The sequence below is a fragment of the Acinetobacter sp. YH12138 genome (assembly GCF_015218525.1).
In the GTDB taxonomy this organism is placed as follows: Bacteria; Pseudomonadota; Gammaproteobacteria; order Pseudomonadales; family Moraxellaceae; genus Acinetobacter; species Acinetobacter amyesii.
Genome location: NZ_CP048670.1, coordinates 1360629 through 1375416, shown reverse-complemented (window position 1 = coordinate 1375416; position 14788 = coordinate 1360629). Strand labels below are relative to the sequence as shown.

Below are 14788 nucleotides of genomic sequence, written 5' to 3'. Positions count from 1 at the left end.
TTATCGGCTGTAAATGTCAACACACCCTAATTTTTTCCATCAGTTCATCTAATTCTCTTTCAATTTTAAAGATTGGTTCCTTCGCAGTTAAAATATAGTTTATGAGATAGCGGAAGTGAGCACTTAAATCAGCAACCTTTATTGATATATCCATATCACTTATTAGCTCTAATTTTTTCAACTTTTTTGTTTGTTCCCTATGAAAATCATTAAACTCATCAAGGGATGGTGCTGTTGCTACAGCTCCTAGCATTGCCTCGAAATCAACAATCGAATCAACAGCTTCTAAGTATATTTCTTTTCTAAGGTTAAATTTTCGTTCTCGATCTTTGTCCATTAAATCAAAATTGATTTTTTTATCACTATTCTTTGAGTTGTAATAATTCGTAATAATTACACCAGCCAAAGCTCCGAACAAGCCTAGCAGGCCAGTGATTAGCGCTGAATTTAATTGAAGGAATGTAGATATACCATTCATCGTTAGCCTTAATATTTTTTAAGAATCTTTAATATATATCGTTTGTAGTAACAAAAAACCACCCCGCAGGGTGGTTTCCATAGAACTAAACTTTTACTTATTCAACTGTGCTTCCACAAATGCATCAGTAACAACGCGAGCTTTTGAGCCAAAATCCTGTGTTGCACCACTAAATGGTAATGGGGCATTAAAACTAAGCGCAATAGCGCACACCAACAACCATAATGCGCCTATGCTCCCCACAATCTTAGTCATTACTATTCTCCTTTTTTTAAGCTTAGTGAGAAACCTATATTAACTACAAGATAATATAGTTCAAGTACAAAATTTTATCTAACTTATTAATTTTATTATATATTTCGGTCAATGTTTTTTAACTTGTTGAATTTAATTTTATTTCTCCCTCACCCCATCCAAAAACAAATTATCCAAAGCAAAGACACACTCAACAAAGATATGCAGCTCACAAGGTGCTTCATACAACTCAAGATACGCATTGATATGGCTACCATCTATCGGCATAGTTACAGGATGATATGAGCGCCCCCGAGCGATTACATTAAATGCACTCAAAATAGCGTGAGCTGTATAACTAAACTCAGGCGCATCATCCAACTTGCGCCCTTGCTTTTCACGGATCTTCTTTTGAAACTCCGTTAGTCCGCCGTCTCCTACGTGCCATTGGTAGAGCTTTGTGACTTTCCCAAAGTATCAGCTTTAACCGCATCTGCTTCTAATTGGATCTGCTCAGCATGAGATTTCACAAAAGCCCAGATCGCCACCCCGACATCACCCATGTTTAACAACTTGGTGGCGTTCTCAGGTGTGCAAGGCTGCTCAGTTTCTTTGCCATTTTCACGGAAAGATACACCATCCCAGTCTTCAATAAGGTGGCAAGCAGCGGCTTCAAGTAATAATTCATGATAAAGCTTATCTTCACCACTGGCCGTAGATACTACATAACCTTTAGATGCGACCTGATTCTGTGCTCGTTCTAATGCAACACGATATGGTTTATATGCCTCACCACGAATCTTGAAGCGAGCTAATACGTTACCTTCAGCATCTTTGTATTCTTTCCAAAGAGATGTTTCTTTGCTTTTTTCAATTTCTACAACTAAGGTCATTTTCTTTTCCAAAATAGAAGCCCCTTATGGGGCCATTGTTAAGCTGTTGTGCGTGTAATCGTTGGCGCTTCTTTCACATGACGGAATTCCATCGCCATAGTGTGGTCATCATTTTTATTGGTATCTGAAAGCCCTTCGTTATCAAGCTCCAGCTTCGTGAAATTAAAACCGTAGGCATTACCTTTTGAATCTTCCATGCCAATTTCAGCTGTCATAGTTTCACGTGATTCAACGTAAGGAATCCAAGCTTTAGATGTGGTTGTAAGTGCCAAAGTCACGTTTAGAGTAATGGTGACATTACCTTCTGTGTAGCGGTTTGGAATCAAACTACCGTTACCCAAACATGGCTTAGCAGTCAGATTGTTATTGATAGTAATTGTGAAGGACTCGGCACAAGCCGTTCCAACTGTGGACACACCACTAATTTTAAACTCATTCACGTTGATTGATGACATAAATGGAGTATCTGTGGCTGCAACAGGATTTACTACTGGTGTTGCTGTTGGATTGCTATAGCCGGTTGCACTAATTGAAGCTGTGCCTGTGATTTTCCCTTCTGTGTCGCCTTGAATGGTCAGCTCACCAATTCGACAACCCGTGAAAACTTGAATAAACCCGACTTTTTTGTCGTGCTTAACAATTGTGTATGTTGGTAGTGTGTCACCACCAATTTCCAAAGTAGAAACACTTGGTGTGCCTGAGTCAACAAATAAATTACCAGCAACACCTTCAAAAAACATATCTTGGCTTAAAGCTGATAATTCAAATTCGATACTACCAGTTGCTTCAGCTGAACTTGCCACAGAACCTTGCTCAAAACGCGAATCTACAATCTCATCAGATTGTGTCATTGATACCGTCTTTTTGAGTGAGTCTGAATTTCGACGCAACGTATGCCACACTGGCACCGCAGGCAAAGTATTAGGTGTTTCTTCTTTCGCAATGTGGATTACCACATCAGTGCCCTTTGACATAGTTGTCTCCTGAATTTAGGCATAAAAAAACCGCCCTAAAAGGACGGCTAAATAAGAATTTGGGTTTAGCTCACTACGTACGAAATATTCACGTTGTACTGGTAATAAAGTTCACCATAAGTGCTTACATCAATAATAGAAGCTTCACGCAACTCCAACTCATCCTTTTTATGGAACTGCATATGTTCAGCCCACTTGTCAGCCATCTGAGATATCAAATCTGTGCCTGTATTTAGCGGTGCAAACAATTGGATATAAACAATACCGGTAGTGCGCGTACTTGGCTTAGATCCTATTTCTGCAATAAAACTCCCTGCATTTTTAACGGTGATCTTGGCCCATAACTCATTTGCTGGCGGCTCAAAAGGTTTACCATCAACAAGCGGATTATTTGCTAATTGGATGTTTGGTTTAGGCATTCCAGTGAATGTACCCACACGTGCCAAAATAGCCCGCAAGGCTTGAGTATTTGTCATCATTTGTATTTCTCACATACATACTGAAATGAAAGTGCATAAACACCATTTGGCGCTTGTTGAGAGTGACCATTTTCTAAACGAATGCCATACGGACTATTACTTTGGATATAGATCAGGCCACCAAAATTAGCTGAAGCTGCTACTTTAAGACCATGATTTAATGTTTCTGAGCCTGATTCGTCATAATTTTTTTGGTATGAGTTATCTGGTGAATCAAGCGTAACTTTGTGTGATGCTCTAAATTCACCATCCATTACAGGGGAACGTACAATGACTTGCTGAAGTGTTTCGCCCACGATATTTTTTACATGTTGGTCAGCATCCTTGAGCATGTGTGCAGCAAAATCACTGGGTTTGTTTTTCCATCCCATATTCCACCCATTAAAAAACCCACCGAGGCGGGTTTTGTTGAATTTAACTATAATGTTTTAGTTTGAAGCTTTTCTTATATGTGGTAAATGGTGAAACTTCCTTAATCACTTTATCAACTAAATCCTGATAATGATCAAAGCATTTACTATATTTCCAAAGATTATCATGGAAATCTGAATTATCATCCTCGCTAGCAGACACACATTTTCTGATGATATGTTTTACTTCAAAAGCTAAAGAACTATAATTTTTAAATAGCTCCAATAAATCAGGTTCATTCAAGCATGATTCAAGATAGAGAATGCATCTATAATTGTCTTGAGAGATGATATTTATCCTCTCAATCTTTTCACTCAGAATTTCAGAACTGATAGAATTTTCATATTTAAGTGCAGAAATATGTGCAGCCTCTTCCAGTAAATTCTTTAAAAGCGACTTTGCCTCACTTGCTATTACTTCTTTTCCTTTTTGCTTATGCCACACATAATAAACAATAAGAGTAATAAAAAAAGGTGTGAATAATTTTATCAACTCATTCCAATCAACAGCACAAAAATTCATAAATCCCCCTTAATTTCAGAGGGATATTACTAAACTTTCCGCAACTGGCAAACCCAAATAGATCCCGTTGGATCAGCACCAATATTCACCACCTTAAAACGCCCTTTTGATGTGGTCCATACATCACCGATCTGTGGCACCTGACTCACCTCATTCTGCAAGACAGTGGCCTTTGAATCTGTCACCTGATAATCAATAGGCTTGACCATATCTTTCAAATAAGAACCAAATAGCACGCCACGACCAGAATAAGATTCATCACCAATGACTGGGTAAGTCTGCGTCTCGAAATCCATTTCACCAGAGTAAATTATCTTTTCACACGTGAATGAATCCACAGCATCAGCTAACTTTTTATTAAATGCCGCAGCCACTTTAGACTGAATTTTGTTCTTGATCATGACTTTCGCTCTCTTCATACATAGCAAACAAGTCTTGAGCTATTCGCTGGATTGAATATGCTTCAAATTCAATGCTTGGCTCTTTTTCACCCATTAGGTGTTTTGTACGCTGCCAAATATGCACAGCTTCATGCAACAGTAAACCATGAACAATTATCAGTGATTTATCTTGCGTTTCCCCGAGCTGAACAATGCAGTGCCTGCCGTCATCGTAATAGTCGACTTGCGCAGGACAACCAAGAGATAGAAATTCATCCGAATCATTCATGTCATCAAACAGAAGATCCATATGCATCTGATTACGAGCAAGCGTGTACTTCGAATGCTCAAAAGGCGTGATATACCATTCAGGCACATAGTCGGTGTTAATCATGCTCGAAACACCTCAAACCCGAAGCCTTTAGGCTTTAAATCCAATGACGCAATGTAAGCCCGTGCAATTTGCTCGAACTCAGATACCTCAACACTACCCTCGGCAAAACTTTCGGTGACCTGCACTGTGTCTGCTTTTACGCTTTCACTGGTAGTTTGACGAGCAATGCCCGCGTAAATCACACCAGCTTGAATGCCTTTAATAATTTCACATGCGGCATCGATCAGGATTGGATCAATTGGATCAGGAACAAAGCCAACTTCATTCTTCATCCATGTATTTGCTAATTTAATGAGGCGAGCTTTATCACCAGCTGGTGCAAAGTCTGCCCCCATAATTTGCTCAGCCTGTTCTTGGGTAATAAAGCTCATGGGTTATTCCTTAGATTGTTCTACTTTGGAGGCTTCTTCTGCGGCTTTAGCTGCTTTCAATTCCGCAGCAGTTGGCTTTTTGGTGGGTGGCTGCAATTCATCAATACGCGCCTGCATAGCAGCAACATCATTTTTGAATGCAATGAATTCACCTTGGGCTGTGGCTAGTTGTTCTTTCAACTCCACATTTTCAGCAATAACTTTTGCACATTCGGCTTTTGCATCATCAATCGTGGCTTGAAGTTCTGGTGTGATGCCAACTTTTGCTTCAATGGTGACAATACTGGAATTATTGCGCTTAATCAGATCTAGATAAGCCTTAGGAACATCACCAGCCACTTCTGAGCACGGTTCCAAAGTATCAGCTTCGTGATAAGCACTAGCTTTGCGGAGGATATAACCTTCACCTTGAAGTTTTGCCACATTTTCGGGAGAGAAGTCATCCGTGAAATATAGGCGTTTATTAGATTCTTTTTTCATGTTTTCTATTTCCAATCAGGCAAAGAAAAGCCCCTTTCGGGGCACTTCATTTAAGCAGACTTAATTAGGACGCCAGCTGTATCTTTCACGCTTGATGCGATCAGATCCCAGTTAGTTGGAGTGCCAATTGCTGCATCAGTTGGAGATTTGCCACCAGTAGCGGTATCCCATGCGTAACCTTTCACACCTGCACCAAATGTCCACTCAGCTTGGTAGGTGTACTTGATATTCTCACCACCGGTGCCCGGCACCAATTCAGCATTGAAGTCATTGTTGTCATTCACGACAACAGCACCTTCTACGAGGCCTAGCGAGTTGTAGAATGCAGTGCCAGCATTATCACCTACCAAGGCAGGCGCATCGGTCACCACAAACACACGACCAAACGGATCACGAACCACATTCACACCATCATAACGGAACAGGTTTTCTGAGTTGGCCAGAGCATTGTCAAACAGGTTGTGCATTGTTGTAGAGTGAACAATCCAAGCACGAATTGCGCTTGAACGATCACCAAGTTTCGCAGCACCTTTGTTAAGCAAGCGGAATGATGCAGCATCAGTACCGTCACCATGCACGGCATTGGTATTTCCTGAAATTGCTGTAGATGCACCCAAAATTCCCGCATTCAGCATGTCAGCTAAACGCGCTTTGGCCAACTGCTCACCAATTGTTAAGGCAGCAAGTTCAGGGTTTTGAAGAATCCAAGAATACTGCTGTTTTTCATACTCAATCGGCGGAGTGCCTGCAGCAACCTTTACAGCCACATCAAGTAATTGTTCTAAACGTTTTGCGGTAACTGTACCTGTACCATAAGCATTACGACGACGCACAATTCCAGCAATTGCCTTGAACGATGCTTCGATGTTGAAATCACCACCGAAAGGCTCATTGATCAATTGGATTGCACCCTGTGATGCTTCGTTGAATTTATTAATGTCCTGTGCCACCGTTTCTGTCATTGCGGCATAGGTTTGCTTGTTAAATACCTGTAAATCAAAAGGCATATGCCTCTCCTTAAATTAATTTATGCTTTTTCGCCCACTTGCTTCATGTAAGCAATCTTTTCTTCTTTGGTTTTGCATTCAGCCAAAGATTTAGGGCCCGATTTGTTTCCACCACCACCCTGAAAACCCGCACCACCAGCTTGAGAACCTTTTAGAATTGAATCCTTGTGCTGGTATCCACCAACCAAGGTTTCTAGGGCTTCATCAAAGTCTGCGATTTCGCCCGGGCGAGTGCGTGAATAGATTTTTTGACCGTCTACACCAACCGCCACGACCTTGCCATTTTCAATCTGGAAGTTTTTCCCAAACGTGGCTTGAATCATGTCTACCGGCACAGCGATGTTTTCTTGAATGTACTTAGAACGAGCGAAACCGCCGCCAATAAGCTCGTTATGCAGTTGAGTTTGAAATGCATCACGCTCTTGAACAATTGGTGCATATTTATCTTCAACGGCTTTAATTGCTTCGAGTTTGATTTTTTCGACTTCACCAGCATCCACCAGTTTTTTATCGTCGAAGTTTTTCAAAGTTTCTAAAGCTTTTTTAGCAGCTGCTGGATCTTCAATGCCTTCGAATGCTTTAAGCGTGGATTCAGCCTTTTCATAGCGTTCACGGTTTGTTTTAGCTTCACCATTCAAACGCGAAATGGTTGCTACGGTTTGGGCTGCATCATGTGCTACTTCTTTGCCATCGTCATGAACATAGATTGGTAAGCCCTGTTCATTCACTTCCGCATATGTCTTGTTATCCACGGTTACTGTTTTAAGTTTCATAAGTCATCCGACCCTATTTCTAAAATGAGCATCCGCTCGTTACGCTGTCCGCATCCGCTTTCAGCAGGCAATAAAAAAGCACCTCGGGAGGTGCTCTATTTGAATTTAGTTTTTTGGGTAATTGCAAAAAAGCAATAACCTTCGAATTTCTAAAGTTTGTTTTCTGCAAGTTAAACTTCTGTTACTGCTTTTGAGATGTCCTTATGACCTAAAGAAAGCCCTTTCGGGTCATGATTTGGATTATTTGCATTTGTTCTCTGGTTGGTTTAATTGCTCACGCAACCATTCAGACTCATCTTGCAGGCTTTCTTTGGTGTATCCCATTGCTCGGACACCTTCTGAAGCTCCCTCATACTCCTTAAATCTACTTAAGACAAAATCATAAAGTTCAATATTCTCTTTCCAACCTTTGCAATCTAGAGCTTTAAGTTTATTGGACCTAGCTAGATCCTCTTGCTCATTCTTTGCCTCCGTAGAAATCACTTGATTTCTGTCCGATTGTGTTTGAACGTATCGCTCCATTAACTTGTAATATTTAAGTTCAAAGTCTTTTTGAGTTGAAGCAAAAGAGGTGCTTGATACAATTACACAAAATAGAAATGCGAAAAGCTTCATTGTTGTTATCTGCCTAGTTAAAATAGTGATGACTATTATATTTAAACACCTAACAATTCAAAGGTTTTTTTATCTAAAACCTTCAACTCATCCAACGTATAACCACGCTTATTCAGCGGATCAGCAAACTTATCAATACTGTACTCACCTTTTTTATAAAGCTCATACTTAGATTTACCCAGCCAAGTGCGCTGAAAGAACTCATCCGACTGCTCGAAAAACTCTTTAAATGATGTATTGGCATCAAGCTGGCCAATAAGATGTTTGCGCTCATCCTTGGGAATATCTTTGACTTTACGCTCATCCATAACAAAAGGCCGTAATCCACCAATCTCACCATCCTTATTACAAGGCATATATGTTGTGCGGTTATTTGGATGCACTGGAAATCTTGGCCGCAATGGATCATCGATAGAAAATACGTCACCGTCGATTGATGCGCAGTACTCACAAGTGCGCCCATCCAAAGTGGCTACAACTTTTACATACTCATACCCAAGCGCCTTGTACGTATCGATATAAGTTGCAGTACTAATGTGACTGCGGGCTGTTCTTACTTGACGTTCAATTGATTCACGTGACGACTTAAGTAAGCCATCTTTATAATCTAAAGCCTTTCGCCCCTTGATTCGTTGCACAATCTGCTGATTGGTCTGCCCTTGTGAAATACCATCGCGAATTGCACTTTCAACTTTCTTTCGTAGTGTTGCCGCAATATCAGCAAACAGGTAATCAACCAGCTGACCGCCAGAGAAAGGCACCTTTTTGGCTTTCTGATATAGCTTTTCACCATCAACCTGAAGCGTTTCACCCATCAAAGCAACGGTATAACTAGCCTCATACACAGCCAAGGCAATAGCTGACTGTTCAAATATCTCAGGCAGCTCAGTATTTAATGAAGAAAACCACTCGTTTAAAGTGGCTTTGATTTCTTCAATATTACGACTGGCCTTAGCTTTGCTTGAAAAGTTGAGACCTTGCAAGGCTTTACGTTCTGATTCAGTTAAGTTCTCGAGCAAATCACCCAGTTTAAGCAACTGCTCATTCGATAATTTGTCAAAGACCTTGATCAGATCATTTACGTTCTGTGAAGATGCCCGGTACAGATATGCCTGATGTTGAGTCAGCGCATCAAGTAAGGTTTTTTGCGCTGATGTGTTCATGATTCACCTTACTGTTGCGGTTTATCAGGTAGCGGCATCCAATGAGTAACTTCCAACAACTGATACCCATCTTCACCCTGAAAAGTACAACCGTTTGAGCCAAGTGTGGCTTTACCAATTACAGTAAATTTATCAGGTCTATAGCACAAAACACGCTGATAACACTGTGGTTGCTTATCGCTTAATTTAATCCACTTCACTATTCAGTTACTCCATCATTCCGCTTTTCAATTTTCTTAACGATGTCTTCCCATTTATCTTCCGGGAAAGTACCGGTCTGCTCGTAGTGATACCAAATATACATCGGCAATTCACCTGCAAGACAAGCTTCGTAAATCAGCTTGGAACGTGTTGGGTCGTATTTAGGTTTATTAAAGTCCTGAGCAATCGTAAAGCTCAGCTCATCCACTTTTAGATCATGTTCAGGCATCACAAATTTGGCACACCAGCGCAGTGCATTGGTAAAGGCTTCAGATACATTCGCCACAACGAGTGACAAAACTGAATGTTGGACTGAGCTATCATTGTCTGCCTGAGTCGCTGTTTTATTAGCAGAACCGACTTCAATTAATCGAGCACCAAGCTCTTTCATTTGGTCCCATTTATCATTCATACGCTCATAAGCCAGTCCATTTTTTTCCGCTTGGACCATCTTTGCATCCGTAGGAATACCAGAGCGACTACCTACACTGGCTCCTGACTCCTTTACCATGGCGTACTGTTCTGGCGTAATATTCGGAAAGCACAAAGTAGGCTGACCAACAATAAATGCCGACTCTTCTACATCAGCAGTACTGGTGTAATAAGACAGCTCCATAGTTGCCAACTCATACAGTGGTGCTGTACCAATTTCATCTGAGTTATCTACTGCACCGCAGAATGTGAAAGGAATGTAATCCCAAGGCTGACCATGGTAATCAGTTGGAATGTACTTCTCTCCTTCTACCCATTCGCCTTTTTCATTTTTAGTGAAAATTTGAACGGTGTAAACAAAGCCACTACCAACTTCTTCAAGTGCTAAAATTCGGTACTGATCACTGGATTCAACTTTAAATCCATTCCGGGTTTTTACCGTCTCAAGCAGCTTCACAAAACTTAGCTTTTTCTGGTTACCGACAATGATGTAATCCCAATCAATAATTGAGCTAGCTTTAAGAATATGAATCATCGGAAAAGCACCTTTAGACTTTTCCTCTGCCTTACTGCGACTTGGCGCAACATTTGGAAAATCAACATAAACACCACAGCGGTAGTTTCGGTTAATTAAACGTGTTGCACGTTGAGCACTCTGATAAATAGATCGGCCTGCACCATCAGCATTGCGCTCTAAATATTCCAATTCATCTGGTTTATTGAATATTGGTGATTTTCCATAAGCCAAGCCAATATGACTCGCCAAAGTACGGCTTGTCACACCGGGGAAAATTGCACGCATCAAATATTCGTTATAGCGATTTAAGCCATCTGGATCATTCTTTGAATTAAACAGAGAGGGCTTAGGCAGGTACTTCTCTTTTGCTGCCTTAATAACTTCCTGACCACCACAAACATCATCCAACTTATTCCAAGTCGCAATGTGCTTATCATAGTCGGCATGTGTTGCTGTAATGCTCATATTAGAATCCAAACATTGGTATATCGATGTGAGTGACTTGTGGCGCCTCATTTAACTCATTAAATCCATCACTACAGCCATCCACTTGGTCATCATGCTTGCCATTTGGGAAATTGCGCAGCTCATCAATGAGCGCTTTGTTCCAATCACCGCGCAGCATCTTCACATTCCCGATATTGACCTGAGCAGCAAATGGCTGGGCGCGAGTTATTTTGTCACCCGAGACGGTTTCGGCTTTTACTTGGAATCCAGAAAGCATTGTTACAAAGTTTTTAGCTTGTGATTTACCCGCCTGACCAGGATCTTGCGGCAGCCGAATCATCACTGACTTTCCATCCATCTGAGCCGTCTGCTTAATTGTATTTTCAACACCGTCAGGGCCCCATCTGCCGCGCACCATATCCACGATGTAAATGATGTTTTCTTTAGTCTTCAGCATCCGCGGACCAGCAGTCCAGTCACCTTCATTTTCAGATGCAGCCAAATCCCAAGCACGCACTTCTTTAGTAAATTCCGCAGGTAGTGCGTCCACAATTTCAATTCTGTCAGGCTTAAAAAAACCGCCTGCTGGCGGTGATGGTAATTGGCGGTACTGCCCTGAGAACACATAAGGTGCTGCATCCTCCATCACCTTCAAACGTTCAATTGAATGCTTAGCAGGCCATAATGCTGTGCCATCATCTTGAATTGCCGGTAAACACAAGTGCTCCCACTCTTCACCATTACCACCAGAAAGCAACCAGCCTGCAAGATCCTCCTCATGTAAACGCTGCATGATGACGATAATTGGCGTATCTGGTGAGTTAGTCCGCGACTCAAGCGTGTTTTGAAACCACTCAATAACGTTACCGCGAATTGTGTCTGAACTCGCCTCACTAGCTTTGTGCGGGTCATCAATAATGATTGCACCACCAAAACTATCTCGCAGTTTGCCTGCACCAAATCCTGTGATTGTGCCGCCTGTACCTTGTGAGTAACAAACACCACCTTCTACGGTGCGCCAATCATCCTTAGCTTTACTATCTTCACGCAATTTAAGGTTTGGAAATACGCGCTTATAGGAATCCTCAAGCACTAGATTTCGTGTTTGAGATGCATTATTTGCTGCCAATGTAGCCGAGTAGCTTACATGGATAAATTCAGAATCAGGCGCTTTACCAAAGCACCACGCCATAAAGTTAATTACAGCCAATTCAGTTTTAGAATAGCGCGGAGGAACATTAATAATTAGTCGCTTTGTTTCACCACGAAAAACTCTCATCAAAGCGTCACAGATTACTCGATGATGCCAATTGTGAAGCCATTTGTACTTGCGGCGCTCTTTAAACATATACCGCGAAAAGAAGTACAAGTCTTGCTGCGCTTCTATTTGAATCGCAAGGTCAAGCGCTGGATCAGTAATCATTTAAAGCCTGCTCCCTTGCATTAAGGTAGCTCTCAGTTGAAACATTTGAGTTCACGGTTTCTATAGGTTTACCATCTTTACCAGTAATTTCTTGGCGATTCGTGAACTGCCCACCCAAGTCCTGCGCTGCCTGCTTCATGATGTTTAACACCATGAAGGTATTTTTAGCATTCTTCTCAAGATGCTTTTGATACTGGCGCATGCGGTAATACTTCTGAGCAATTGGAATATCGATTAAGCCCTTGTCAAATTCAGCTCGGGTTTCATGAAATAAATCTACAAACTTCTTTGATAAGTTCTTGCCGGCTATCTTTGTAGGGTCGTATAAAGCGATTTGTGAGCGCTCAATTTTCAATCCATATTCTTGCTTAACAAGATCCGCGACTTCTTGAGGGGTATCACGGCACGCAAGAGCTTGAACTATAAATATTTTTACAGGCTCTTTTAGGGCTGCCATAACCACCTCTTTGTATAGCTACGTATAGCAAGATAGGCAAAAAAATCAAGCCAACTTCAATAAACACGTACCGCATGCATGAGCAATATTTGCCTTAGAAATTGTTGGGCCGCTATTAACAAGCTCTGCCATTTTATGAATTCCTGAATGCCCACCATAACGCTGCACTACACCAAAGAACTCTTCAACATCATGCCCACGCATTTGTAATACTGCATGCCCTGTATGGCTGTCATAACATGGTCCACCGTTAGGACTAATCTTTTGTTTTAAGTGATAAAGCTCATGTTCAACCAATGCCATGAACGATGAATCAGAACAGTCTGAGCAGTAACGCGCATCCAGTGTGATTAGTGCTTTCGGGAGAAACCCAAACCATTTAATCAATTGCGCTTCTTGTCTGTATTTCTTCCATCCACTCGCTTGAAATTGAACAATCTCTGCCTGCCCCAAAACCACACGACCTTGTTTTTCAAATGCACTTTCAGCCCACAAGAATCCAATGCCTGTGTGACCAATCAAATGCATGTGGTCTTTGTTGTATAAATCGCTATTTGGATTAAGGATTGTCTCTTGCAGCCAATCATGAATATCTGCAGCTGGTTCAAATAGAAATTCTTCCGACCAGTCTTTATCGATAAGATGTTCAGGCGGGTAAGGTCTTTTCATAATTTCCAGCCATTAAAAAACCTCCCGAAGGAGGTTTGGTTTATTTTGTGCAATATTTTAAATACATTGGGTACATAGGATTGGTTTTTAATAATACCGTCCCATCTTGCGTGGCTGGTATGCGTTTTTCAACCCCATCAGTATAATATGCTGTAGAGCCATCGAAATATATGCGCTGACCAGCACATTTTATATGGAAACTAATTTGATATCCAGCAACAACATCATCATTTGGCGTCTCCTTAACAAAAGAGAATGCAACCCCTTTAGGGTTAGTCATTGGTGTAATTGAGGAGTGGACCACTCCATTTGGAATATAACCTGCGGCATGGAGCTCTGACCCAAAAATCATAATAAAGCCAAAGATGCCGCCAATTTTTTTAAATAAATTCTTCACTTATCTACCCCTCTAGAAAGTGCCCTTACTTTACTCTCTAAAAAGTCAGATATAATTCATATAGTTATTCAAGTGCTCACCCTATGACCAAGCAAACATCAAATCATCTGGTGTCTGTAACCAACACCCATGTTTATTACAAAACGCATGTATGTCATTCAGATACTCAGTGAATTGATCTACCGTTGCGTCTGTAGTGCTAATCAACTCATTTAATCCATTAGCTACTTGCTGATACATCGGATGACCTTGATCTTTTAAAACTTTGACTGCGTTAAACGTGGCTCTATACTGACCAACATCATCCCGTGCATAGATCCGAGCAAGCATATGCTTCTTAAAGAATAGGTGCTCTAAATCTTTATCTGTGCCTTGATGCTTAGCCCATTGATTCATCCACATCCAATACAAGCGATTCTGCGCTTTGCTCCGGTCATCTTCTTTTTGATTAATCCGAACAACTAAAGGCTTGCCGTCATTAAAAGCATTCGCATGATGTTTATGCATGTATGCAATGGCCTTGCCCACTTCTTCAAATGACTTAATAACGAATGTAGCGGGTTCGAGTTTAAAAGTATTCTTCATCCTGCTTACCCATCATCAACTCAGTCTTAATCAACCATTGCTCAAACAGCTTTTCACTTTCTTCACGATTGCCCAACTTGTACTGATCAAATTGACTATGGCATGAATGACATAGCGGCACTGTGAACTCATCACTGGCTTTAATGCTTCGACCCTTACCATGCTTGGCGCTATTTGAATGAGCCGCTTGTGAGTTTGGATTACCACACCGAACGCACGGCAGCTTTCTGATTGCTGCAAGTCTTTTGGGGTTGCGCTTCATAGAGATTGATTCTGATGTTTCTTGCCCGCTCTCGGTGGCGTTTAAGCTTTTCATCAACATTCACCATCTCTTTAGCGGTCATCATACTGCGGGACAGACTAAGTAAAATATCAATCTGGTCGCAGTGTTCTTTTAATTCCCTTTGTGCAGATACTATGTCCATACAGCCAACCTTCCGGAATTTCCGGATAGTTCAAATAAGAAAAGAAAACCCCTCAACATCT

Annotated in this window: 25 protein-coding genes; all 25 read right to left on the bottom strand. The window is 41.2% G+C overall.

Annotation, left to right across the window (positions count from 1 at the left end; translation table 11 throughout):
* Positions 1-16: 16 nt before the first annotated feature.
* Positions 17-478 (bottom strand): hypothetical protein, encoded by a 462-nt coding sequence (locus tag G0029_RS06685; protein WP_180110099.1) that lies wholly within the window; start codon positions 476-478, stop codon positions 17-19.
* Positions 479-571: 93 nt separating this feature from the next.
* A complete protein-coding gene (locus G0029_RS06680; RefSeq protein WP_180110100.1) occupies positions 572-733 on the bottom strand; it encodes a hypothetical protein in 162 nt (53 codons plus the stop codon).
* A gap of 138 nt (positions 734-871) precedes the next feature.
* On the bottom strand, positions 872-1093 hold the full coding sequence (locus tag G0029_RS06675) for a hypothetical protein (RefSeq protein ID WP_218948129.1): 222 nt from the start codon (positions 1091-1093) through the stop codon (positions 872-874).
* 56 nt (positions 1094-1149) lie between these two features.
* Positions 1150-1605 (bottom strand): hypothetical protein, encoded by a 456-nt coding sequence (locus G0029_RS06670; RefSeq protein ID WP_180110101.1) that lies wholly within the window; start codon positions 1603-1605, stop codon positions 1150-1152.
* Positions 1606-1643: 38 nt separating this feature from the next.
* Positions 1644-2579 (bottom strand): phage tail tube protein, encoded by a 936-nt coding sequence (locus tag G0029_RS06665; protein WP_180035592.1) that lies wholly within the window; start codon positions 2577-2579, stop codon positions 1644-1646.
* A 65-nt stretch (positions 2580-2644) separates the two neighbouring features.
* Entirely contained in the window at positions 2645-3058 is a 414-nt protein-coding gene (locus tag G0029_RS06660) for a phage tail terminator-like protein (protein ID WP_180035591.1), read from the bottom strand.
* Positions 3055-3429 (bottom strand): hypothetical protein, encoded by a 375-nt coding sequence (locus tag G0029_RS06655; protein WP_180110102.1) that lies wholly within the window; start codon positions 3427-3429, stop codon positions 3055-3057. The genes G0029_RS06660 and G0029_RS06655 overlap by 4 nt, the downstream gene beginning before the upstream one ends.
* A gap of 43 nt (positions 3430-3472) precedes the next feature.
* Positions 3473-3991, bottom strand: coding sequence for a hypothetical protein (locus tag G0029_RS06650; RefSeq protein WP_180110103.1), 519 nt, complete (start codon positions 3989-3991; stop codon positions 3473-3475).
* A 29-nt stretch (positions 3992-4020) separates the two neighbouring features.
* Positions 4021-4392 (bottom strand): glutamate 5-kinase, encoded by a 372-nt coding sequence (locus tag G0029_RS06645; RefSeq protein WP_218948124.1) that lies wholly within the window; start codon positions 4390-4392, stop codon positions 4021-4023.
* Positions 4367-4765 carry a hypothetical protein gene (locus tag G0029_RS06640; protein WP_180110104.1) on the bottom strand — a complete coding sequence of 133 codons (399 nt, stop codon included), beginning with the start codon at positions 4763-4765 and terminating at the stop codon, positions 4367-4369. The genes G0029_RS06645 and G0029_RS06640 overlap by 26 nt, the downstream gene beginning before the upstream one ends.
* Entirely contained in the window at positions 4762-5136 is a 375-nt protein-coding gene (locus tag G0029_RS06635) for a hypothetical protein (RefSeq protein WP_180110105.1), read from the bottom strand. Before G0029_RS06635 ends, G0029_RS06640 begins: the two co-directional genes overlap by 4 nt.
* Positions 5137-5139: 3 nt before the next feature.
* Positions 5140-5616: a hypothetical protein gene (locus G0029_RS18245; RefSeq protein WP_227591883.1), complete on the bottom strand. Its 477-nt coding sequence runs from the start codon at positions 5614-5616 to the stop codon at positions 5140-5142.
* Between the two features lie 50 nt (positions 5617-5666).
* Entirely contained in the window at positions 5667-6623 is a 957-nt protein-coding gene (locus G0029_RS06625) for a major capsid protein (RefSeq protein ID WP_180035586.1), read from the bottom strand.
* 20 nt (positions 6624-6643) lie between these two features.
* Positions 6644-7396 (bottom strand): DUF6651 domain-containing protein, encoded by a 753-nt coding sequence (locus G0029_RS06620; RefSeq protein WP_180110106.1) that lies wholly within the window; start codon positions 7394-7396, stop codon positions 6644-6646.
* Between the two features lie 240 nt (positions 7397-7636).
* A complete protein-coding gene (locus G0029_RS06615; RefSeq protein ID WP_078191933.1) occupies positions 7637-8011 on the bottom strand; it encodes a hypothetical protein in 375 nt (124 codons plus the stop codon).
* A gap of 41 nt (positions 8012-8052) precedes the next feature.
* Positions 8053-9174 carry a minor capsid protein gene (locus tag G0029_RS06610; protein ID WP_180110107.1) on the bottom strand — a complete coding sequence of 374 codons (1122 nt, stop codon included), beginning with the start codon at positions 9172-9174 and terminating at the stop codon, positions 8053-8055.
* Between the two features lie 8 nt (positions 9175-9182).
* Positions 9183-9374 carry a DUF551 domain-containing protein gene (locus G0029_RS18550; protein WP_180110108.1) on the bottom strand — a complete coding sequence of 64 codons (192 nt, stop codon included), beginning with the start codon at positions 9372-9374 and terminating at the stop codon, positions 9183-9185.
* Positions 9374-10789 (bottom strand): DUF4055 domain-containing protein, encoded by a 1416-nt coding sequence (locus G0029_RS06600; RefSeq protein WP_180110109.1) that lies wholly within the window; start codon positions 10787-10789, stop codon positions 9374-9376. Before G0029_RS06600 ends, G0029_RS18550 begins: the two co-directional genes overlap by 1 nt.
* A gap of 1 nt (position 10790) precedes the next feature.
* Entirely contained in the window at positions 10791-12194 is a 1404-nt protein-coding gene (terL, locus tag G0029_RS06595) for a phage terminase large subunit (protein ID WP_180110110.1), read from the bottom strand.
* Positions 12184-12651 (bottom strand): DUF2280 domain-containing protein, encoded by a 468-nt coding sequence (locus tag G0029_RS06590; protein WP_180110111.1) that lies wholly within the window; start codon positions 12649-12651, stop codon positions 12184-12186. The genes terL and G0029_RS06590 overlap by 11 nt, the downstream gene beginning before the upstream one ends.
* Before the next feature lie 45 nt (positions 12652-12696).
* On the bottom strand, positions 12697-13320 hold the full coding sequence (locus G0029_RS06585; RefSeq protein ID WP_180110112.1) for a putative metallopeptidase: 624 nt from the start codon (positions 13318-13320) through the stop codon (positions 12697-12699).
* 40 nt (positions 13321-13360) lie between these two features.
* Positions 13361-13717 (bottom strand): hypothetical protein, encoded by a 357-nt coding sequence (locus G0029_RS06580; protein WP_180110113.1) that lies wholly within the window; start codon positions 13715-13717, stop codon positions 13361-13363.
* An 81-nt stretch (positions 13718-13798) separates the two neighbouring features.
* A complete protein-coding gene (locus tag G0029_RS06575; RefSeq protein ID WP_180110114.1) occupies positions 13799-14302 on the bottom strand; it encodes a hypothetical protein in 504 nt (167 codons plus the stop codon).
* Positions 14286-14564, bottom strand: a complete 279-nt coding sequence (locus G0029_RS18240) for a hypothetical protein (protein ID WP_218948127.1) — start codon at positions 14562-14564, stop codon at positions 14286-14288. The genes G0029_RS06575 and G0029_RS18240 overlap by 17 nt, the downstream gene beginning before the upstream one ends.
* Complete coding sequence (locus G0029_RS06565; RefSeq protein ID WP_194087880.1) at positions 14503-14727, bottom strand: hypothetical protein; 225 nt, start codon at positions 14725-14727, stop codon at positions 14503-14505. The genes G0029_RS18240 and G0029_RS06565 overlap by 62 nt, the downstream gene beginning before the upstream one ends.
* Positions 14728-14788 lie beyond the last annotated feature (61 nt).